Source organism: Flavobacterium sp. HJ-32-4 (assembly GCF_022532105.1).
Lineage (GTDB): Bacteria > Bacteroidota > Bacteroidia > Flavobacteriales > Flavobacteriaceae > Flavobacterium.
In genome coordinates, this window is sequence record NZ_CP092832.1 from 1006869 (window position 1) to 1031110 (window position 24242).

Annotated in this window: 13 protein-coding genes and 2 tRNA genes; 6 read left to right on the top strand and 9 right to left on the bottom strand. The window is 51.8% G+C overall.

The window, feature by feature from the left end; all coding sequences use genetic code 11:
• Window positions 1-31: 31 nt before the first annotated feature.
• Entirely contained in the window at window positions 32-1024 is a 993-nt protein-coding gene (locus tag MKO97_RS04100) for an aldo/keto reductase (protein ID WP_241104801.1), read from the bottom strand.
• 154 nt (window positions 1025-1178) lie between these two features.
• Between MKO97_RS04100 and MKO97_RS04105 the strand changes: the two genes are divergently transcribed.
• Together MKO97_RS04105 and MKO97_RS04110 are read left to right on the top strand one after the other, a co-directional pair.
• Window positions 1179-2069 (top strand): AraC family transcriptional regulator, encoded by an 891-nt coding sequence (locus MKO97_RS04105; protein ID WP_241104802.1) that lies wholly within the window; start codon window positions 1179-1181, stop codon window positions 2067-2069.
• A gap of 12 nt (window positions 2070-2081) precedes the next feature.
• Window positions 2082-3662: a Na+/H+ antiporter gene (locus MKO97_RS04110; RefSeq protein ID WP_241104803.1), complete on the top strand. Its 1581-nt coding sequence runs from the start codon at window positions 2082-2084 to the stop codon at window positions 3660-3662.
• A gap of 100 nt (window positions 3663-3762) precedes the next feature.
• Here MKO97_RS04110 and MKO97_RS04115 read toward each other — a convergent pair.
• The 5 genes from MKO97_RS04115 to MKO97_RS04135 form a co-directional block, all read right to left on the bottom strand.
• Window positions 3763-3850, bottom strand: a tRNA-Ser gene (locus tag MKO97_RS04115).
• Window positions 3851-3967: 117 nt separating this feature from the next.
• Complete coding sequence (locus MKO97_RS04120; protein WP_241104804.1) at window positions 3968-4420, bottom strand: hypothetical protein; 453 nt, start codon at window positions 4418-4420, stop codon at window positions 3968-3970.
• Window positions 4421-4528: 108 nt separating this feature from the next.
• Entirely contained in the window at window positions 4529-5827 is a 1299-nt protein-coding gene (locus MKO97_RS04125) for an HTTM domain-containing protein (RefSeq protein WP_241104805.1), read from the bottom strand.
• Complete coding sequence (locus tag MKO97_RS04130; protein ID WP_241104806.1) at window positions 5824-6759, bottom strand: bifunctional riboflavin kinase/FAD synthetase; 936 nt, start codon at window positions 6757-6759, stop codon at window positions 5824-5826. The genes MKO97_RS04125 and MKO97_RS04130 overlap by 4 nt, the downstream gene beginning before the upstream one ends.
• Before the next feature lie 42 nt (window positions 6760-6801).
• A complete protein-coding gene (locus tag MKO97_RS04135) occupies window positions 6802-7254 on the bottom strand; it encodes a hypothetical protein (protein WP_241104807.1) in 453 nt (150 codons plus the stop codon).
• 128 nt (window positions 7255-7382) lie between these two features.
• Here MKO97_RS04135 and MKO97_RS04140 point away from each other — a divergent pair, with 128 nt between their 5' ends.
• A complete protein-coding gene (locus tag MKO97_RS04140; RefSeq protein WP_241104808.1) occupies window positions 7383-10625 on the top strand; it encodes a reprolysin-like metallopeptidase in 3243 nt (1080 codons plus the stop codon).
• A gap of 83 nt (window positions 10626-10708) precedes the next feature.
• On the top strand, window positions 10709-10972 hold the full coding sequence (locus tag MKO97_RS04145; RefSeq protein WP_241104809.1) for a hypothetical protein: 264 nt from the start codon (window positions 10709-10711) through the stop codon (window positions 10970-10972).
• A gap of 18 nt (window positions 10973-10990) precedes the next feature.
• Here the strand turns inward: MKO97_RS04145 and pth are convergent, their stop codons facing one another.
• The 3 genes from pth to MKO97_RS04160 all read right to left on the bottom strand — a co-directional run bounded on the left by pth (window position 10991) and on the right by MKO97_RS04160 (window position 14210).
• Complete coding sequence (gene pth, locus MKO97_RS04150; protein ID WP_241104810.1) at window positions 10991-11557, bottom strand: aminoacyl-tRNA hydrolase; 567 nt, start codon at window positions 11555-11557, stop codon at window positions 10991-10993.
• Between the two features lie 829 nt (window positions 11558-12386).
• Window positions 12387-12995, bottom strand: a complete 609-nt coding sequence (locus MKO97_RS04155) for a 50S ribosomal protein L25/general stress protein Ctc (RefSeq protein ID WP_241104811.1) — start codon at window positions 12993-12995, stop codon at window positions 12387-12389.
• Between the two features lie 273 nt (window positions 12996-13268).
• Window positions 13269-14210: a ribose-phosphate pyrophosphokinase gene (locus MKO97_RS04160; RefSeq protein WP_241104812.1), complete on the bottom strand. Its 942-nt coding sequence runs from the start codon at window positions 14208-14210 to the stop codon at window positions 13269-13271.
• 152 nt (window positions 14211-14362) lie between these two features.
• Between MKO97_RS04160 and MKO97_RS04165 the strand changes: the two genes are divergently transcribed.
• Together MKO97_RS04165 and MKO97_RS04170 are read left to right on the top strand one after the other, a co-directional pair.
• Window positions 14363-14442, top strand: a tRNA-Leu gene (locus MKO97_RS04165).
• A 552-nt stretch (window positions 14443-14994) separates the two neighbouring features.
• Entirely contained in the window at window positions 14995-24177 is a 9183-nt protein-coding gene (locus tag MKO97_RS04170) for a fibronectin type III domain-containing protein (protein WP_241104813.1), read from the top strand.
• Window positions 24178-24242: the final 65 nt, after the last annotated feature.

Sequence of the window (24242 nt, forward strand, 5' to 3'; positions counted from 1 at the left end):
TAGGTTGAAACAGGCCGTTGGTGAGATGCGTTTACTGTTCCTCCGTCAGGGTAAGCAACCCTTCGTTCAATCGGGCGCCCTGAATGTCGATTTGGGCCAATTCACGGTCGATTCTGTCTAAGTCGGCTTTGGTTATTTCGACGTCCACCGCGCCCATATTCTCGTTTAGATAGGTCATTTTATCCATTCCGGGAATAGGAACGATAAAGGGTTTTTGGGCTAATAGCCAGGCCAACGCCAGTTGCACCGTGCTGATCTCTTTCTCTTGGGCGATGGTAGTAAGCATCTCGATCAGGGGCATGTTCGCCCGGATTGCGTCGGGCGTGAATCGTGGAAACGTAGCCCGTAAATCGGTCTCGCTGTCGAATTTGGTGTCGGGCGTGATTTTGCCCGTTAAGAATCCGGTGCCCAGCGGCGCCCACGGCACGAAACCGATGCCCAGTTCTTCGCAGGTGGGAATCACGTTCTTCTCGGGTTCCCGTGCCCAAAGTGAATATTGGTTTTGTACGGCTGCCACCGGTGTAATGGCGTGGGCGGTCCGAATAGACGTTGCGCCCGCTTCAGAAAGGCCAAGGTGTTTTACCTTCCCTTCCTGAATGAGGTCTTTCACCGTACCGGCCACATCTTCCATCGGCACATTAGGGTCAACACGATGTTGGTAAAGGATATCGATTACATCCGTATTCAGTCGCTTTAGCGATTGTTCGACAACCCTACGGATCGTCTCTGGCCGGCTGTCCGTCCCCGTTACCTGCCCGTTTTCGTGGGCAAAACCGAACTTAGTCGCTACCACCACCTCTTTTCTAAAAGGGGCGATGGCCTCGCCTACCAGGATTTCATTTGTAAAGGGGCCATACAATTCAGCGGTATCGAAGAAGGTTACGCCTTTTTCATATGCCGCCCTGATGAGGTTGATTCCGGTTTGTTTGTCGGTCGCCGGACCTGTTCCAAAACTCAGGTTCATACAACCTAATCCGATAGCCGATACTTCTAATCCGCTAGCGCCCAATTTTCTCGTTTTCATGTTTTTTCATTAAATGACAGGACAAAATTCAACAAGATCAGAGGATGCCCTTGTATACGGATTACCTAAATAATTACCATTATTACCGATTGGCTTACTGAATTGCGCATCAGTCGTTTAAATGCCATATTTTCGTTGTGCAATTACACATCCTATGAATTTCATCCACTTCAAAACGATAGCCGATTACGACCAATTCAATAACAACGAAACGCTCCATCCGTTGGTAAGTATCGTTGATTTATCCAAAGCCCACCCCAGGCGACAGTATAAGATGGCGTTTAATGTCTATTGCATTGTACTGAAACAGGTCAACTGTGGCGATGTCAAATACGGAAACAGTCATTATGATTATCAGGAAGGTACTTTGGTGTTTTTTAGTCCGGGCCAGGTGGTGGAAGTCCTGAACAACGACTACTATCAACCCTACGGAACGGCATTGGTCTTCCATCCGGATCTTATCCACAACACGCCATTGGGCAAGCAGATCCATGACTATTCCTTCTTTTCATACAACATCAACGAAGCTTTACACCTGTCGGAGAAGGAACGAAAACTCATTATGGACTGCTTCTACAAGATCAGGTATGAATTGCAACAGTCGATCGACAGGCATAGTAAAACCCTCATCGCATCAAACATTGAATTGTTGTTGCGGTACTGCAACCGTTTTTACGACCGTCAATTCATAACGCGGGAAAACCTTAATAGAGGCACGCTTGAAAAGTTCGAAGCCTTACTGAACGGGTACTTCCAATCAGATAAGCCGCAGCGCATCGGGATTCCAACTGTTGCCTATTGCGCCAACGAGTTGAACCTTTCGGCCAATTATTTTGGCGATTTGATTAAAAAGGAAACAGGCACATCGGCGCAGGAATACATACAAACCAAAATCATCGATGTGGCCAAAACCCGCGTATTTGATATCGATAAATCCATAAGCCAGATCGCATATGAGTTAGGCTTTAAATATCCGCAGCACTTCACTCGTTTATTTAAACAGAAGGTGGGATTGACGCCAAATGAATACAAACGACTGAATTAAGCCACGCGGCATATGATCGAGAACTTTTCTTTCATCCTGGCGTTACTGGCGGCTATCGTGTTTGTAATCATGCTGGCCGATAAAATGCGAGTGGCGTATCCTATTCTATTGGTCATTAGCGGCCTGGCGATTAGCTTCATTCCGGATATCCCGTCCGTCAGGATAAAGCCCGAAATGCTCTTTGTGTTGTTTTTACCACCGCTTCTCTATGAAGCTGCGTGGGCCATTTCCTGGAAAGAGCTATGGCGATGGCGCCGGATTATCTTCAGCTTCGCCTTTGTGGTGGTGTTCTTTACTGCGGTTTGCGTTGCGTTGTTTGCCAACTTTATCATTCCCGGATTTTCACTTGCCCTCGGCTTTTTACTCGGAGGCATTGTGTCTCCGCCCGACGCCGTCAGCACTTCGGCTATTTTGAAGTTTGTAAAGGTGCCGCGAAGAATGGCGTCGGTTCTCGAGGGGGAGAGTTTGTTGAACGATGCATCTTCACTGATTGTTTTCCGGTTTGCGTTGGTGGCGGTCGCAACAGGGCAGTTCATATGGCAGGAGGCCTTACTTAGTTTTGGATGGATGATAGCCGGCGGTTTGGGCGTGGGACTTGCGATTGGATTCGTATTTATGCAACTGCACAGGCGCCTTCCCACAAATGCCAATATGGACATTGTTTTCACGTTCATCACGCCGTATCTGATATACATCGTGGCAGAGGAACTCCACTGCTCCGGTGTTATCGCAGTGGTGAGCGGCGGTTTGTTGCTGTCAACGAGACGCTACACAATCTTTTCCAGTGACGTTCGGCTGAAAGCGGTGAACGTATGGGAAAGTTTGTGCTTTCTGCTCAATGGCTGTATCTTCCTGCTCATCGGATTGGAATTACCCGAAATAACAAAGGGATTGGCCGTTGAAGGAGTGCCGCTACCTACCGCCATTTCGTATGGTGTGATTATCAGTTTCCTGCTCATTGCGATCCGGTTGGTGGCTTCGTATATGGCGGTGGTGGTAACATGGGTCGCGAAGCATTTCATCACCGTAGCCGATGCGAGAAATCCGGGATACCAGGCGCCGTTGGTTGTGGGATGGGCCGGAATGAGGGGTGTCGTTTCGTTGGCCGCTGCACTGTCAATCCCGATCAACCTGGCGGACGGAACGCTGTTTCCCCACCGGAATCTGATCCTTTTTATTACGTTCACGGTTATTTTGGTGACGTTAGTGGTACAGGGGCTGACACTGCCGTTGCTGATCCGGAAAGTAAAACTCACCGATCCTGATGAGGTCTATTCAAAAGACGATATCGCGTTGATGCTTAAAAAAGAACTCGCCCATCAGGCACTTGCCTTTCTGGATCGCCACTTTCCGGAAAAGCGTCATTCCCATGCATTTTTCTCGCAGTTGGCGGATCACTATCAGTTGATGAAAGACGCGGAAGAGGTGCGGATTTTAGATCCGGAATCGCGGCGTATCTACGCTCAGCTCCTGCAATACCAACGCGACTGGCTGCTGACCAAAAACAGGAATAAAGTGTTTTTAGACGAAGCGCTCATACGGGAAGAGATACGGTTTATCGATCTTGAGGAAGAAATGATGTATAGAAAATAAGAGCGACCGGTCGTTTTGCCTTTATCTGTTTGTTGTATATCCCAAAAGCACAGGCTATTCCAAATAAAAAATGCTCCCCATAGGGAGCATTTCAATTTTGCAGAGAGGAAGGGATTCGAACCCTCGATACTCTTTTGGAGTATACACACTTTCCAGGCGTGCGCCTTCGACCACTCGGCCACCTCTCTAAAAATGCGGTTGCAAATAACGTAAAAAAATACGGGTTATAAAACTTTGACGGGCTAAAATGCAATCGCCGCCCGCCTTAGGGAAAACGCGGGGCTATGATGGGTCGTGATGGCCACTTAGTTGACCCGGTTGATCTGTTCGACCTTGTCTTTCCAGTATTGCATCAGGCAGAAGCAAACCGCCAGTGAGGCTGCGACCGCTTCGAAGGTCAATCCGATACAATACATGTAAACACTCAGTTTGCCGCCGCCGAAGATGAAACTATCAGGCAGTTTCCGCAGGTAGTTGATGCCACCCATTGCTTCGATATAAATCAACAGTCCAACGATGCTGAGCGCGCCGCCGATCAACGACGTGATGAGTCCGGAAAGGAAGTTCTTGTTATAACCCCGTAAACCGTCCTTCACGTTCCCGCTGATGGTGCGGTTCACGCCATACATCACGATGAAGGCGTTGAAGATGCGGAGCCAGAATACACCGGAAAGTCCGAGTACTTCCAATAGGATGAAGTAAAGCCCGATGCCAAGAAAAATGAGAAAGCCGTTGGTTAATTCGCGTGCGTATTTCATGGGTATTTGTGTTTGATGGAACGTTCAATAGCGTGCGTTGTACTCTTAAATGTACGAACGGATTCGCTAAACGAACCAAAATTTAACTAAAATTAAACCCGAATACGGTCAGGGACGAGTAGGGAAGGGGGTAATCCACGGGTTGTGGCGAAAGGGTTCCCATGGTGTGTGGGCGAGGTCGACGGTTGGATCAATCAGCACGGCTTCGGGTGCACCGTTAATCGACACCCGGCAATCGGCAAACACCTGAACGTCGAATCCGCGCTGCGCGAAATTTTTATGGATGTATTGGGCCATCTGCCAGGCGCCATCCGGCTTGGTTGCGACGAACAATTGTTGTTTCGGCGTGAGTTCGGTGCGGTAGTCGTAGGGGAGTTCCGTTCCCTTGTGCCACACATGAAATTGCAGGTAGCCGGTGCGTTGCCGCAGCATCATCCGCCAGGAAAGTCGATGTCCTTCCTCCGTCCATAAAACATCCCCCTCTATAAACCAATGGCGCAGCGGAAGGGCCAGTTGCACCAATAGGAACGGCACGAAAAAGCCATACAAAATGGGTCTGGCATCGCTTGGTTCGACTACCGGAAGCGTCGATTCCCGACGAAAGAAAACCTTCCGGATTTGTTCGGGCGGATAAAAGAACACCACGAACGACAACGCAAAAAAGGGAAAGATGCCAATCTGGAGAAAGACCGCGTTGAAACAGTGGAATATCAGTGACGCAACGAGTGCTACCGTGCGGGTACGACGCCATACAAACAGCGGAACGACAAACGCATCGAAGAACAGTCCGCCCCAGGCGAGGACCAAAGTAAACCAGTTGCTTACAAGCCACGGCAGTTGCATCCGCTCGGATACCGGTTGTAATGCAATCCGAAGGAAGGTTCCGTCAAGCCAGCTGGCGTATCCTTTAGACACCGCCGCAAACGTATAGACGATGGCGATTTGGAACATAAGCACCCACGCACACCACTGTGGCATCTGCCTTCTACGACTTTTGCGTCGGCGGGCATCGAGCGACACGTCATCCGCGGCGGGAAGAAACCACAGCATCACACAGGTGAGCAACAACAGATAATAGTGGTTGTTATAAGAGGACTTCTGCATGAGGTAGGCGCCCGTCCACAACAGCGTGAAAAAGCCAAGCGACCAACGGTAGCGGTAGCCGAGCATGACCAGTAAAGCCAGGAGGCCCATCAGCGCGAAGTAAGCATACATGCCATAGCCCGGAAGCGGTTGAAGCCATTCCCAACCGATATACGAGAAGGTAAATTTTGGTTCAACGAAATTCGCGCGGATCCACCCGGTAGCAATAGCGCCAAAGCACTCAACGGCCAGCAGCGCCCCGAGAAAAATACGGAACAATATGATAGGGGCATTGTCGACCTTTCGGAACAGGCGCGACGTCACTTTTCCCATTGTTGGATGAACGCGCGGGAGAAATCCATGTCGCGGTGCAGCGCCTCTTTCAACGCCTCCAGCGATGGGAAGCGTTCTTCGTCACGGATACGGGCCAAAAATGACACCGATAGCGTAGCTCCATATAAGTCACCTTCAAAATCGAAGTAATATACCTCAATGGTTTGCCTGTCGCCGTTTACCGTCGGGTTGGTGCCGATGCTCATCATCCCGTAGACCTTCCGGTCGCCGATAGCGCTGCATACGACATAAATACCCTGTTTGGGAATCAGTTTATAGGGTTCGGCCACCTCGATATTGGCTGTTGGGAAGCCGATGGTACGACCGATCTGGCATCCGGTTACGACCGTTCCTGTGAGGAAGTATTCGTATCCGAGGTAGCTTTTGGCCTTTGCAACATCGCCTTCTTCCAAAGCGAGACGGATCTTGGTAGAACTCACCGATACGGCATCGATATCCTGCGACGGTATTTCCTCGACTTCAAAGTCGTATTGCAGGCCAAACCGCTTCAGGTCGTGTATGTCTGCTGTCCGGTTCCGTCCGAAACGATGGTCGTATCCGATGATGATGCGCTGCACATGGAAGCGGTCGACCAGCACCTGTTTGACGAATTCTTCTGCGGTGAGGTTGGCGAAATCCTTGTCGAAGGGATGTACGACCAGATGGTCGAGTCCGGCTTTTTCCAACAGGCTGGCTTTTTCGTCCAAAGTATTCAGCAGGCGGATACGGGAGGGATCCTGCAAGACCATTCGGGGATGCGGGAAAAACGTCAACAGCAGGGTGTCGCATCCGGTTTCGGCGGCGGCGTCCTTCAGGCGTTGGATGATACGTGCGTGCCCGATGTGAACGCCGTCAAAAGTACCAAGCGTCACAATGGTGCGCTGGGCGGTCGAAAACTCCTCTATGGCGTGGTAAATCCTCAAAGCAAATCGTATCGGGGGCAAAAGTACGGCATACCATTGAAATTATGGCACCCGGGGCGGTTCAGTTAGTAGGAAAACCAGATCGATTTCGGTGCGGCGTCCGGGTGGACGGACTTTCAGGTGCCGCGTGCGGTGGTCGACTTCCCATGTAACATTGGTAACTGGTAGTGTTTGGTATCCGGCGGAAGCCGATCCAAAGCGGCCGTATACCACCTTTGTGAGTTGTGTAGGGTCATGGTGTTGCCATTCCACTGCGATTTCTTCCCATGCCTTTCCATCAGGATGTCGGTTGGCGCGACGCTCCCATCTGCAGACGAGAACATGGGTCTTGGAAGACGGTTCAAGTTGTAGCTGCGGTTGCCCAGCACTACCTTTCGTAACCGAGAACGAACGCCCGGAAAAGAGGCGGGCCGAGCAACTGTCGGTAGCGGGAAAGCCCGACACCACTACAGACCGGGCTGATCCCGGCAGTAGTGGCCCGCGGCACATAATCATAAAAAACACCAGAATTGCACACGTTGCGACTTTTCGAATCACATTGCTAAATTTTCCTTATTACGCGCAAAAATCGACGTTTTTTTCAATACATTTGGCGCCTTACTTACAAACTAATAACCCTCATGATGAAAAAGTTACTGATTTTCTTTTTCCTTCTTTCCGTTATGGGAACCTACGCCCAGAACACTTGGACAGAAGTGAATCCGGGAGCGGCCAAGGGTAAAACCTTGATCCACCCGACGGCACAGGATGAAAATCAACGTCTGTTCACCTTTGACCAGGCGGCATTCAAAACAGCCCTTTCGGGTGTCACCAAGCGTTTTTCAGGTGCCGCCGGCGTACTCATTACACTTCCAACCTCTAAAGGAACCGAGCAGTTCCGGGTGTGGGAGAAATCGAATTTTGCTCCTGAATTGCAGGCAAAATATCCCGACATCCGCGCTTATATAGGTAAAGGTGTAACCGATGCCACGGCAACGGCGTACTTCAGCCTTGATCCACGTGGTATACAGGTAATGATCCTGCGCGCCAACGGTTCGGAATTTATCGAGCCGTACACCAAAGACCGTTCCGTTTACGTGCTTTTCCAGTCGGGAACGCGCACCAGCGGGGCACTGCCATTAGCATGTAAAACCGATGAAGTGGCGCTTCAGAAGGGTCTTTCCGCTATGCCACAAATGCAGGCGCGTACAAGCGACCAGGTGTACCGTAGTTTCCGTCTCGCCTTGTCGTGCACAGGTGAATACGGCGTCTACCACGGCGGTACCGTTGCCGGTGTACTTGCCGCTATGAATGCGACCATGACCCGTGTAAATGGCGTATACGACATCGATCTGGCACTTGAACTCATCATGATAGCGAATAATGACGACGTGGTGTATACGAACGCATCGACCGATCCGTACTCTGCGGCCTCCGGAATGAACAACTGGAACACACAGCTTCAAAACACGCTGACTTCGGTTATCGGAGAAGCGAATTACGACCTGGGTCACCTTTTCGGTGCGACCGGAGGTGGTGGTAACGCCGGCTGTATTGGCTGTGTGTGTGAAGACAACCAGAAAGGTAGCGGTATTACGTCACCATCCGACGGCATTCCGGAAGGCGACACCTTCGACATTGACTATGTGGCGCACGAAATGGGCCACCAGTTGGGAGGTACGCACTCGTACTCGGTGTCATTCGAAGGCTCGGGTACGAACGTAGAACCGGGAAGCGGATCGACGATTATGGGATACGCTGGAATTACAGGTACTACGACAGACGTACAGTCACATTCTGACGATTATTTTACGTACGCCAATATCATCCAGATTGAGGCCAACCTCCAAACCAAAAGTTGTGCAACTGAGACGAACCTGACCAATACGCCACCGGTGGTGAATGCCGGTGCCGATTATATTGTCCCGAAAGGAACGCCGTTCATCCTGACAGGTTCCGCCACGGATGCGGAAGGGGATGCCCTGACGTATTGTTGGGAGCAATTCGACGACGCTACCAACGCAACGAGTGGGAACGCGAGTATCGCAAGCGCGACGAAAACCGTCGGACCGACATTCCGTTCCTTTGACCCGGTAGCCGTTCCGTTTCGGTATTTCCCAGCCATGTCGCGCATCAAGGCTAATGCGATCACCGGATCTTTCGAATCGGTTTCGAATGTGGCACGTGACCTGAATTTTACGCTTACCGTTCGCGACAATAATGCAAATGGCGGACAAACCCAGACCGATGCTATGAAGGTGACGGTAAATGATGAAGCGGGTCCGTTTGTGATAACGGCTCCGAATACGGCGGTATCACTTACAGCAGGCACCAACACCAACGTTACGTGGAATGTGGCGGGGACGACCGCAAACGGTATCAATACGCCCACTGTCGATATTTATTTCTCAACTGACACGGGTAATACCTATCCGACCCTGTTGGCAAGTGATGTGCCGAACGACGGATCAGAAGTGGTCACCGTTCCGGATTCAGCCGGATCAGGTCGCCGCATAATGGTGAAAGGCCACAACCATATTTTCTTTGACATCAGCAATACGAACTTTACCGTATTGGCGCCAACCGCTACCCAAGCCATCAGTTTCAATGGTGTGGCCGGCGAGCAGAACAAGTCGATTTGCCCTGGCACGGACAGCGTATCCTATACAATTGCCTACACAGCATTGGCAGGCTTTAGCGGAACAACCACGTTCAGCGCGACCGGGAACCCGGCGGGCACGACGGTAAACTTCCAGCCTTCCAGCATGACGGCAAGCGGAAACGTGACAATGACCGTAAGTGGTCTGAATGCGGCTACTGCCGGACTTTACACCATTGCGATAACCTCGACATCGGGCGCTGTCACCAAGACGATGAATACGTATCTGGGTGTAGGTATTTCACCAGCTACACTGGTTTCGCCTGTTAACCTGGCGACGCCGGTTTCGACCAGCCCAGCGCTTACATGGCAACCGGCTACCAACGCGACGTCTTATGATGTTCAGGTAGCAACTGATGCAGCGTTTACCACCATCGTAGCATCTGGCACAACCACAGCAACGTCGTATACGGTTACCGGATTGCTCCAGTCTACTACCTATTATTGGAGGGTACGTCCTAACAACACCTTATGTACGGGGGTTTACGGAAATGCGTTCCAATTCCAGACGGGCCAGATCAACTGCGCTACTTCAACGTCTACGAATATTCCGGTAACCATCAGTACGGGTGCGCCTTCTACCGTAAATTCTACCCTGTCAATTGCCAGTGGTGTTACGATAGCGGACGTTAACGCCTATGTGCGTATCAATCACAGCTACGTAGAAGACCTGACAGTTACTCTTATCAGTCCCGCAGGAACTGAAATACAACTCCTTTCAGGGGTATGTGGTGACTTGAACAATATCAACGCAACGTTCGACGATGGGGGTGCAACCCTCGTATGCGCGGGTGGTGCTCCGGTAGTGACCGGAACTATTAAGCCTTCGCAGAGCCTATCCGCTTTGAATGGAGAGAGTTCAACGGGCACCTGGACACTGCGCGTACAGGATGCGGTGCAGGGCGATGGAGGTTCTATCCAACAATGGAACCTGAACATTTGTTCAGTTGGACCTGCATTGGGCCTCGATACGCCGGAAGCCCTTACGTTCTCTGTCTATCCAAACCCAAGCAACGGCTTCTTTACGATTCAGTCGGATAAGGTAACCTCTGCTAAAGTGGATGTTATGGTATACGACATGCAGGGACGCACCATCTTCAACCGTTCTTTCGACGGTGAGGGCGCGTTCCGTCAGGATATTCGTCTTGACAATGCACAGGCCGGTGTTTACCTGCTGTCATTAAACGACGGCGGACGCAAAACCGTAAAACGGATCGTGGTAGAGTAATCACCCCGATTTTAGTATAGAAAAAGAGGCTTTCGGGCCTCTTTTTTTGTTCTCGAGGTGTATATTTGAACGATTACTCTCTTATGGAACATTTAGGAAATCTGAAACACCTGAGCGACGACGAGTTGGTCGCCCGCTTAAAGAAAATCCGAAACTACCGAGTATTGGACGCTTTCGTGGTCGGCATGACCATCGGCATCACCCTGTTCGGTATCCTTCAGGGGCGCTATGCCTTTTTCACCTTCTTTCCATTGGCCATTGGCTATTTTATTGCGCGGAACTCGAAGCAAAAAAAGTCGCAGGAAGCGGAAATCGCAAAGGAAATTGCGTCACGTAAGAAAGCCTAGCTGCTCTTCCGGAATCGCTTATTTGCCGTTATAGGTGTTCATCGTATGCGCCAGCCCCGACAACCCGAACGACCGGATGATGTCGCAGGCAAGGTCGAGACGTGGCGGCAACAGGGCGCGTTCGTCGGCACTCCATTCACCGAGTACATAATCGACTTGTTGCCCTTTTTTAAAGGCGTCGGAAATCCCGAAGCGAAAGCGGGGATAGTCTTGCGAGTTCAACACGAGGTTGATGTTTTTAAGCCCGTTATGTCCGCCGTCGCTTCCTTTACCACGGATGCGTATAGTGCCAAAAGGCAGATTGAGATCGTCGGTAATGACCAATACGTTCTCGGCCGGGATTTTCTCGGCGTCCATCCAATATTTGACGGCTTTACCGCTGAGGTTCATGTAGGTGTTGGGTTTTAGCAGGAAGAAAGTACGCCCTTTCAGGCTGTATTTGGCGAGTGCGCCAAGTCGGACCGTTTCAAACGAAAGTCCTTCTTTTTCCGCAAGGTAGTCGAGTATGAGGAAGCCAATATTATGACGGGTAGCGGCGTATTCAGCGCCTATATTGCCAAGTCCGGCTATAAGGAATTTCTTCATGGGATCGGTATCCGGCTCTTTTTTCGTTGTAGAAAATATGGTTGATAGCCAGTTCATGGTTGCAAAAATAGGGATTTCCGATCGTGGCATCAACCGTTTGGACGCAAAGGTCACGGGTAGGCAGTGCGTGATTAAATTAACAAAAGATACGGTTTTCCCGTACTGCCATGTCGCCAGCGTTTCGTAAGGGACGCATGCACCCCTCCCCTATGACAAGCTACGGATTTCCGACGACACTGTGTTACTGGAAAACCGTACGTTTTGTTAAAGGTTGAAAGCCGTCTGCGCGTTTGTATGAGGTGCAACTGGCTGGTTTTAGAAGTGCTGGAAGTGCGAGATGGTGACGGGCGTAAACGAAGCCGCAGAAACTGGAATCACGTACACGGACTGATTGAAGCCCTACCCGTTAGGTCATTGTGGAACCCCACGACCTCCCCGCAGCCCCGATGGAAGCGGGTAGCCCACAGGTTCGGGCGGTTGGCGGCGCGGCTGCGGAACCGCGGCCCGCAACGCCCCGGCCGGACCGAGGACTACGAGCGGACAGCGGGTTTGAAAAGCGAAGGGGAGAAGGGGAGTGCTGCTGCCAAAAAACAACAGGAAATCCCGCTTCATTCCGTCCGCAGTTTTAACAAAAGATGCGGTTTTCCCGTACTACCATGTCCACCGCGTTTCGTAAGGGACGCATCCGCCCCTCCCCTAACACAAGCTACACATTCCCGACGACACCGTTTTACGGAAAAACCGCCTATTTTGTTAAATGTCATCCCGCCTCACTCATAAAAAAAACACCGGCCAAATGACCGGTGCTTTTCTATCAGGTGTTGAAAAATTACTTTTTCTTTCCTTTTGCAGGCGCTTTTGCTGCTTTCGCTGCCTCTTGAGCCGCCTTCATGGCCGCACGCGAGATACGTACCTGGGCCACCACGGTGTTGTCTGGGTGGAGCAGTTTGTATTTGTCAGAGTGCAGTTTGGTGACATACAGTTTGTTGCCCATTTCGAGCTCGGTAATGTCAGCTTCTACGTAATCCGGAAGGTTCGCCGGGATCGACTTCACTTTCAGTTTACGTTGGTTAAGGCGGAGTACACCACCTGCCAATACACCGCGTGACGTACCTACGATTTTCACCGGCACTTCCATCGTCACCTCTTTGTCAGGGTGCAATTGGAAGAAGTCGATGTGCAGGATTTTGTCAGACACCGGGTGGAACTGGATGTCCTGAAGCACCGCTTCGAATTTCTTGCTGCCGAGGTCGATTACGACCGTGTGCGCATTAGGAGTGTAAACCAGGTTTTTAAAAGCTTTTTCTTCAGCTGAGAAATGTACTGCCTGATTTCCTCCGTAAAGCACGCAAGGAATCATTCCAGCATTACGTAAGGCCTTCGTTGCCGACTTGCCCACGCTTTCTCTTTCTGATCCATTGATGGTAATCGATTTCATCGTTAAAAGAATATATAATTAATAAAAAAGTTCTTCCCTCTGCGAGGCCTTTTTAGGGCGTTGCCTCCGGCCCGGGCTTTCCGCTGCTATCTTTTGTTCCTGTCGTCACAAAAGGATATCCGCTTCAATCCCTAACGCGGTTAACTGCTAAACTGACCTTATCGGGTCAACCCGCAACAGCTTCCGCTAGTTACAACCTCCAGTCTCTCCTTCTTCCGGACTTCCCGACTCCATTCTCCCCATCTTCCGAACTTCCGAACTCCCGATCTTCTCCTACATCAAAAAACTCCCACTGATCGACTCGTTGTGCTGTACCCGTTGCATTGTTTCGGCAAAGAGTCCGGCGCAGCTCACCACCCTGATTTTACTGGATTCCTTTTTAAGGGGAATCGAGTCGGTGACGATCAGTTCGCTCAGTTGCGACTTCTCGATCTTATCATAGGCATCGCCCGAGAGGATTGCGTGTGTGCAAATCGCCCGAACGCTCAACGCACCACGTTCCATCATGAGGTCAGCGGCTTTGGCCAGTGTCCCTCCGGTGTCGCACATGTCGTCCACCAGGATGACATTGCGGCCTTTCACTTCCCCGATGAGTTCCATGTATTCGATCTTGTTGGCGGCTTTGCGCTGCTTGTAACAGATCACGACATCGGACGTCAGGAATTTCGAGTAGGCATAGGCCCGTTTCGAACCTCCCATATCGGGTGAGGCGATGGTCAGGTTCTCCAGTTCGAGGCTCCTGACATACGGCAGGAAAATCGTCGAGGCGAAAAGGTGGTCAACCGGCTTCTCAAAGAAACCCTGGATCTGGTCGGCGTGGAGGTCCATCGTCATGATGCGGGTGGCTCCGGCCGATTCGAGCAGTTTGGCAACCAGTTTCGCTCCTATGGGAACGCGTGGTTTGTCTTTACGGTCCTGGCGGGCCCAACCAAAGTATGGGATCACGGCCGTAATGTGGCGGGCGGAAGCCCGTTTGGCCGCATCGATCATCAGCAGCAGTTCCATCAGGTTGTCGGCCGACGGGAAGGTCGAGCAGACGATGAAAACGCGCAGGCCGCGGATCGATTCCTCATACGAAGGCTGAAATTCGCCATCGCTGTAATGTGAGAACGTAACTTTACCCAGCGGCACACCATAGCTTTCGGCGATGCGCTCCGCCAGATAGACACTTTGCGAACACGCAAAAATCTTTGCTTCCGGTTCGTTGTGTGACATCGTAATGTGTTGTAAAGTAGTTAGTTGTTGTGTTTCGCCTAAGCGAGGCGCAAAGGTAGGAATAAAATCGGGGTATGAAAGTAAAAATTTAAGTATTTTTCAATGCAAAGACAGAAAAATATGTACATTTGCAGCCACCAAAACCACTTTTTGCCCGGATGGCGGAATTGGTAGACGCGCTGGTCTCAAACACCAGTGGGAAACCGTGCCGGTTCGAGCCCGGCTCCGGGTACAAAGCTCCTCAGACGAGGGGCTTTTTTTATTGGTATTGCGGTCGAAATAGGAATTCAGGTAGGGCTCACACCTGCTAAGGTTCGAGCCCGGCTCCGGGTACAAAGCTCCTCAGATGAGGGGCTTTTTTTATTGGTGGTTGTTGGTTATGGGTTATTGGTTGTTGGACGGTAGGGTTGAGAGCGTAAAGCGCAGGCTCAAGTTTCCGGGCGTTGTAAGCAATTGATAGTGAAGGACATTTTCTACGAAGTAGGTTCTGAAGGGTGTGTCGGGGGTCTTAATTTTTCCATCAAAACCACGTAATGCGCACACCGCCCCTTTTTTCACATAGCCGATAATCGGTTGTTCGCAGTTACTAAGTAAACCACTACACTTATGTAGTAAATCGTTCGCGAACGACGATAGCCCACTATCTTAGGCGCGCCTTTCGGGAAACCGCAGCGTCGCCCATCCGGACCGTTCATCGGACGTTAGTCCGCTGGTCGCTCACAGAGACGCTACAATCACAAAAGGCGAAACTAAAGTGCTTGTTGAAACCATCTAAGATTCGTTTATGAAGTTAAAAATTACCTTGTTCGCCTTGTGGGCTGTACTTTGTTGCATACCCACGGCATTTGGGCAATGTGTTACCGGTGGATTGTATCCCGATACCGCCTTCACGCCGGCCTGCAGCGGCACCCAGGAAATCGTCAATACCGACTGTTGGGCAGGTGAGTACGCCCAAATCAATATTACGGCGAACAATCAGTATGTTTTCGCCAGTTCAACGGCTACGGATTTTATCACCGTAACGGATGGGGCAGGCAGCACCATCTACGCCTTCGGAACGTCACCGGTGAGTTGGAACTCCAATTCGGTGTCCGGCGTCATTCGCTACTACATTCACAAAACGTCAGGTTGCGTTGCCGAGAATGTCGGACGTATCCGCTACATCACCTGTACGCCGGCTGGCTGCGGACAACCCTCAGGCCTCAACGTTACCAATATCACGTCGAACTCGGCCCGCCTGAACTGGACGGCACCGGGAACGGCGCCAAGTGTCGGATATGACTGTTATATCAGCACGTCAAATACAGCGCCTACCGCCGCCACCGTCCCGACCGGAACCGTAGCATCGACGGTCAACTCTATTTCCGGGCTCAGCGCCTCGACTACCTATTACTATTGGGTCCGGTCAAACTGTAACGCAACGAAAAGCGGCTGGGTGTCTGGAGGTTCCTTTACGACAATCGCCTTTCAGGCGTGTAACGGAGCATCCTTCGGACTCTATCCCGAGACGACCTTCACGCCTGCTTACACGGGTAATTTCGAGGAAATCACCGCCGACGCCTGGGCAGGGGAATATTCCAATGTCAACGTCCTTGCGAATAAACAATATACCTTCACCAGTACCGTCGGAACCGACTATGTTACGGTTACCAACGCCGCCGGTACGGTCGTCTATGCCTCAGGTACCTCGCCAGTTATCTGGAACTCGGGCAACGTGACCGGTGTCATACGCTATTACCTCCATGCCAATTCATCCTGTGGGGATGATTCCGTTTCCCGGCAGAGGTTGATCATCGCGACAGATTCCTGTAACCAACCCACCAGCCTTTCTACCACCAACATAACAAGTTCGTCCGCGACTCTCACGTGGTCAACTCCAAGTACGCCTTCCGGTGGATATGACTATTATTTCAGCACTTCCAGTACCGCCCCTAATGCGGCCACTACGCCGTCGGGTAATCTCAATACCAATAACATTACCTTAAACAATATCCTCGCTCCAAGCACCACCTACTACTGGTGGGTTCGCTCCAATTGCGGAGCAACGAAAAGTGCTTGGTCTGGTCCGATCACCTTTACGACACTTGCTGTCCCTGTGGGTTGTACGACCGGAACGCTCTGGCCGAGTACTACATACACTCCGCAATGTACGGGTACGCAGGAGTTGATCGTAAACAACGCCTACGGAGGGGAGTATTCGAACATCTCTGTTCCGAACAATTACAAACGCCTCACGTTCGCGTCTTCGGTGAGCACCGATTTTATCACCATTACCAATGCTGCCGGAACGCAGGTGCTGGCCTATGGCACGACGCCGGTTGTATACAACGTTGAAAATGCACCGGTGACCTTGAGGTATTACATCCATACTAATTCGGCATGTGGCACACAGAATATAAACCGGAATCGTTATATCACCTGTGACAATACAGTGTGCGTGACGCCGGTCTCATTGACGAGCTCCAATGTGACGAGTTCCGGTGCATTGCTGTCCTGGAACTTCAGCATGTCGCAGGCCGCAAATTATGAGTTTTACGTCAGCACGTCGAGTGCGGTAGCGCCGCAATACACTACCGCGCCAACGGGCAGTTCGCCCACGTTAGCAGCGCCTATTGGCAACCTGAATCCCTCTACTACGTATTATTTTTGGGTGCGGTCGGCATGTAACAACACCGACAAGAGTAACTGGGTATACGGGGGCAGCTTCACCACCCTGGCAACCACCGTTTGCGGAGATCCGACCAATGTTTCGATTATAAACGTCACTTCCAATTCCGCCTTTGTAAGCTTGACGGCTCCAAGCCCCTTCCCCACATCCGGATACCAGTATTATTTCGCGGGTTCCAATGTGGCACCGAATAGCGCAACGACCCCGACGGGTACTTTCCCAGCAGTCGGCCAGGCGAATATCACCGGACTCAATCCGAACCAAACGTATTACGCATGGATACGATCTGCCTGCGGCGGGTCATCGGTGGGCAACTGGGTATCGGCTGGCAGTTTTACCACCGTAGCCGCAGCAAGCTGTAACGGTACGGCAGGTGTCTTCGGGGTGTATCCGCCCGGCACGTTTACCATACCCACCTGCGATGGTTCCGCCCAGGTGATTTCAACAGGTTCGTGGGCCGGAGAGTACGCAAACGTAAACGTCACCGCAGGGAAATACTATACTTTCACTTCATCTGTTGCTACTGATTATCTAACGATCACAAATGCAACCGGTAATATCGTATTTGCCAGTGGCCAGACACCTGTAGTTTGGTATTCGGGGACTACAACGGGAACTATCCGCTACTTCATGCACACCAACTCCAGTTGTGGCGCGGAGCAGGTCAACCGAACACGCTCGGTCAGTTGTGCGGCGCCCGTTGTGGGCATTGTAGGAACAGCTGCAGCCGGTTGGGACACCGATGTGTTCATGTCATCTGTGGATGGGGTCAATTTTACCCTGAACAATTATGCGCTCACCACCGGAGAGGTGAAGTTTCGTCTGAACGGCGCCTGGAACTTAAACTGGGGCGGCGCCACCTTCCCAACGGGAACAGGAGTCCAGGACGGACCGAACATCCCGGTTGTAGGGTGTACCTACAATATTACATTCAACTTAAATACCAAGGCGTATACCTTTACCACCACGTCGACCTCGCCATCGGCGCCAACCGGAACTGCCAACCAGATTGTCTGTAATAATCCGACACTCGCCAGCTTTACAGTGACAGGTACCAACATTAAGTGGTACAGTGCTGCGACCGGAGGAAACCTATTGGCCGCTAATACGTCGGTCACGATAGGCACAACGTACTATGCGTCGCAAAGCAACGGTACCTGCGAATCGCCAACGCGATTGGCGGTGACCGCAATTGCCACTCCACTGCCTACAGCCAGCGCAACGCAAACCTTCTGTACGGGCGCAACGGTGGCGAACCTACAGGCGACCGGCACGGCCTTGAAATGGTACAACGTTCCTGCGAATGGCACGGTCCTGACAGGCGCTACGGTATTGGCAGCCGGTACCTATTATGTAAGCCAGACACTCAGCGGTTGCGAAAGCGGTCGCCGTGCGGTTACCGTAACACTCACGCCTAAAGTGACACCAACGTTCACGCAAGTAGCCGCCATCTGTTCAGGTGCAACGTTGTCTGCATTGCCAACAACGTCGAACAACGGCATTACCGGAACCTGGTCACCGGCGTTGAACAATACCACGACAACGACCTATACGTTTACACCGGGTGCGAACCAGTGCGCGAACACGACGACGATGACCATCACGGTCAACCCAGTCGTGACACCAACATTTACGCAGGTAGCTGCGATCTGTTCAGGTGCGACGCTATCAGCCTTGCCAACGACATCGAACAATGGCATTACCGGAACGTGGTCACCGGCGTTGAATAACACTACGACGACTACGTATACGTTTACACCAAGCGCAGGTCAATGTGCGACTACACGTACGATGACCATTACGGTGAATCCTAAAGTAACCCCAACGTTCACGCAAGTAGCCGCCATCTGTTCAGGAGCGACGTTGTCAGCCTTGCCAACGACATCGAACAACGGCATTACGGGAACCTGGTCACCGGCGTTGAACAATACCACGACAACGACCTATACGTTTACACCGGGTGCGAACCAGTGCGCGAACACGACGACGATGACCATCACGGTTAACCCAGTCGTGACACCAACGTTCACGCAGGTAGCTGCCATCTGTTCTGGAGCGACTTTGTCGGCACTTCCAACGACTTCCAACAACGGCATTACCGGAACGTGGTCACCGGCATTGAACAATACTACAACAACGACCTATACGTTCACACCAAGTGTAGGTCAATGTGCGACTACACGTACGATGACCATTACGGTGAATCCTAAAGTAACCCCAACGTTTACGCAAGTAGCCGCCATCTGTTCAGGTGCGACGTTGTCAGCCTTGCCAACGACCTCGAACAATGGCATCACAGGAACGTGGTCACCGGCGTTGAACAATACTACAACAACGACCTATACGTTTACACCGGGTGCGAACCAGTGCGCAAACACGACGACGATGACCATCACGGTTAACCCAGTCGTGACACCAACGTTCACGCAAGTGGCAGCCATCTGTTCAGGTGCGACGTTGTCGGCTCTTCCAACAACATCGAACAACGGCATCACCGGAACCTGGTCACCGGCGTTGAACAATACTACAACAACGACCTATACGTTTACACCGGGGGCGAACCAGTGCGCGAACACGACGACGATGACCATCACGGTTAACCCAGTCGTGACACCAACATTTACGCAGGTAGCTGCGATCTGTTCAGGTGCGACGTTATCAGCCTTGCCAACGACATCGAACAATGGCATTACCGGAACGTGGTCACCGGCGTTGAATAATACCACGACTACGACCTATACGTTTACACCAGCCGCTAACCAATGCGCGAACACGACGACGATGACCATCACGGTTAACCCAGTCGTGACACCGACCTTCACGCAAGTAGCGGCCATCTGTTCAGGAGCGACTTTGTCGGCACTTCCAACGACTTCCAACAACGGCATTACCGGAACCTGGTCACCGGCGTTGAATAACACCGCAACGACTACGTATACGTTTACACCAGCCGCGAACCAATGCGCGAACACGACGACGATGACCATCACGGTTAACCCAGTCGTGACACCGACCTTCACGCAAGTAGCGGCCATCTGTTCTGGAGCGACTGTGTCGGCACTTCCAACGACTTCCAACAACGGCATTACCGGAACCTGGTCACCGGCGTTGAACAATACCACGACGACTACGTATACCTTCACACCAGCCGCTAACCAATGCGCGAACACGACGACGATGACCATCACGGTTAACCCAGTCGTGACACCAACGTTTACTCAGGTAGCCGCGATCTGTTCAGGTGCGACGTTGTCGGCTCTTCCAACGACCTCGAACAACGGCATTACGGGAACGTGGTCACCAGCGTTGAACAATACCACAACGACTACGTATACCTTCACGCCAGCAGCCAACCAGTGCGCAAACACGACGACGATGACGATCACCGTCAACCCACTCGTAACTCCAACGTTCACGCAAGTAGCGGCCATCTGTTCAGGAGCGACTTTGTCAGCGCTTCCAACCACGTCGAACAACGGCATCACCGGAACCTGGTCGCCGGCGTTGAACAATACGACGACGACTACGTATACCTTCACACCAGCCGCGAACCAATGCGCGAACACGACGACGATGACCATCACGGTTAACCCAGTCGTGACACCGACCTTCACGCAAGTAGCGGCCATCTGTTCAGGAGCGACTTTGTCGGCGCTTCCAACCACGTCGAACAACGGCATTACGGGAACGTGGTCACCAGCGTTGAACAATACCACAACGACTACGTATACCTTCACGCCAGCAGCCAACCAGTGCGCAAACACGACGACGATGACGATCATCGTCAACCCACTCGTAACTCCAACGTTCACGCAAGTAGCGGCCATCTGTTCAGGAGCGACTTTGTCAGCGCTTCCAACCACGTCGAACAACGGCATCACCGGAACCTGGTCACCGGCGTTGAACAATACGACTACTACTACGTATACCTTCACACCAGCGGCCAACCAGTGTGCGAATACCACGACGATGACCATCACGGTCAACCCAATCGTGACACCAACGTTCACGCAAGTAGCGGCCATCTGTTCAGGCGCGACGTTGTCGGCACTTCCAACAACATCCAACAACGGCATCACCGGAACCTGGTCACCAGCGTTGAACAATACGACTACTACTACGTATACCTTCACACCAGCCGCTAACCAATGCGCGAACACGACGACGATGACCATCACGGTTAACCCAGTCGCGACACCAACGTTCACGCAAGTAGCGGCCATCTGTTCAGGCGCGACGTTGTCGGCACTTCCAACAACATCCAACAACGGTATTACGGGAACCTGGTCACCGGCGTTGAACAATACCACAACGACTACGTATACCTTCACACCAGCGGCCAACCAATGCGCAAACACCACGACGATGACCATCACGGTCAACCCAATCGTGACACCGACGTTTACTCAGGTAGCCGCGATCTGTTCAGGTGCGACGTTGTCGGCTCTTCCAACGACCTCGAACAACGGCATTACGGGAACGTGGTCACCAGCGTTGAACAATACCACAACGACTACGTATACCTTCACGCCAGCAGCCAACCAGTGCGCAAACACGACGACGATGACGATCACCGTCAACCCACTCGTAACTCCAACGTTCACGCAAGTAGCGGCCATCTGTTCAGGCGCGACGTTGTCGGCACTTCCAACAACATCCAACAACGGCATCACCGGAACCTGGTCACCAGCGTTGAACAATACGACTACTACTACGTATACCTTCACACCAGCAGCTAACCAATGCGCGAACACGACGACGATGACCATTACGGTCAACCCAATCGTGACACCAACATTTACGCAAGTAGCGGCCATCTGTTCAGGCGCGACGTTGTCGGCTCTTCCAACAACATCCAACAACGGTATTACGGGAACCTGGTCACCGGCGTTGAACAATACCACAACGACTACGTATACCTTCACGCCAGCAGCGAACCAATGCGCAAACACCACGACGATGACCGTCACGGTCAACCCAATCGTGACACCGACGTTCACGCAGGTAGCCGCAATCTGTTCAGGTGCGACCCTGTCAGCCTTGCCAACGACATCTGATAATGGCGTTACAGGAACCTGGTCACCAGCGTTGGATAACACCGCGACCACGACCTATACCTTTACGCCTGATGCGGGTCAGTGTGCCGATACGGCGACTATGACTATTACCGTCAACCCAATCGTAACACCGACGTTCACGCAGGTAGCGGCTATCTGTTCGGGAGCTACGTTGTCAGCATTGCCAACGACCTCGAACAACGGTATCACAGGAACCTGGTCACCAGCGTTGGATAACACCGCGACCACTACCTATACCTTTACGCCTGATGCAGGTCAGTGTGCCGATACGGCTACTATGACGATTACCGTCAATTCAATCGTAACGCCTGCCTTTACTCAGGTCGAGGCAATCTGTTCAGGTGCGACACTTGCGCTGCCGTCAACGTCAGAGAATGGTATCACGGGAACCTGGTCACCGGCATTTGATACTACCGTGACCACGACCTATACGTTTACACCTGACGCTGGTCAGTGTGCGGAGACTACCGCGATGACGATTATCGTCACCCCGAACGTGACGCCTGTATTCACACAGGTAGCTGCGATTTGCTCAGGAGATCCGCTTCTGGCCTTGCCAATGATATCCGATAACGGCATCACCGGAACCTGGTCGCCGGCCTTGGATAACACCACCACGACCACCTATACCTTCACGCCTGATGCAGGTCAGTGCGCCACTACAGCGACGATGGCCATCACGGTGCATCCGGTGCCTGTCGTGAGCACCATGACCGACATTACGGCCTGTGTAAGCTATACATTACCCGAACTGGCTAACGGTAATTATTACACTGCTGCTGACGGTCAGGGCACGATGTTGGTAGCGGGCGACGCCATTACGTCGACACAGACGATATATATATTCGCGGATAACGGCAATTGTATGGCGCAGACGAGCTTCGTGGTGACCATCACCGAAACAGCGGTCATCGATGAACTAGCCGATGTGACCGTGTGCGGAAGCTACACGCTGCCGGTACTCACGTCTAACGCGAATTATTATACCGCACCAGGCGGCGCGGGAACAATGTTGCAGGCTGGTGATGTAATAACGACTTCACAAACTGTATATCTATATGTCGAAGGCGCTATTGCCACTTGTACCGCGGAAAGTGACGTTGTGATTACCATTAATCCGGTGCCGACTGTCGAGAGTTTTGAAGACGTTACCGCTTGCGACAGCTATGTGCTACCATCCCTGGCCAACGGAAACTACTTTACTGCTTCCAACGGGGCGGGTGTGATGTTGAACGCAGGTGATGTGATTACCGCCTCTCAAACCATCTACATCTATGTGACCAATGGTGATTGTACGGCGGAAAGCCATTTCGATGTAATCATCACACCAACGCCAACGGTTGAAGATAGGAGTGATGTGACGGTATGTGATGCGTATACGCTCCCTGCCCTGACAACCGGAAATTACTACACCGAAAGCAACGGCCAGGGTGAAATGCTGATCGAAGGCGATGTCATCACCAGCACACAGACGGTGTACCTATACGCAACCAACGGCGACTGCGAAGCGGAAACCAGCTTTACCGTGACGGTGCTCCCGGCTCCGACTGTCGAAAGTTTCGAAGATGTTACCGCGTGCGGCAGCTACATCCTTCCAGCCCTTGCCGGAGGAAATTATTACACAGAACCCAATGCAGGAGGAACGTTACTTCTGGCCGGTGATAGCATCAGCCAAACGCAAACCGTGTATGTCTATGCAAACAACGGCACTTGTTCAGCGGAAAGCAGCTTTACCGTTATCATCCCTACCGTAGACAACACGGTAGTGGTGAACGAGGCAACGCTTACGGCAAACCAAAGCGGCGCTACCTATCAGTGGGTGTCATGCGACGACCTACCAAGTGTCATCTTAGGTGAAACGGGACAGAGCTTTACGGCTACAGCGAACGGACAATATGCCGTAATTGTCACGCTTGACGGTTGTACAATCATGAGCGATTGTATTACCATAGATAGTTTGAGTATAGACCAACCGGGCACTACCAACGTCATCGCGTTGTATCCGAACCCAACCAATGGGGCTGTAACTGTTGACACGGGCCATCGTATGCCGGATACTATCATAGTAATCGACAATCTCGGAAGGCTGATCAGCCAGTTCAAGCCGACTGCCCTGAAATCGACATGGCAGATGGACGGACACGAGGATGGGGTGTATTACATCAAAATCCAGTTCGGTCAGGAAGAGATCACCAAAAAGCTCATCCTCAGAAAGAACTAACCGCTTTTTTCCAAACAATAAATCCGGATACTGTTTATGAGTGTCCGGATTTTTTTTGTGCAGGC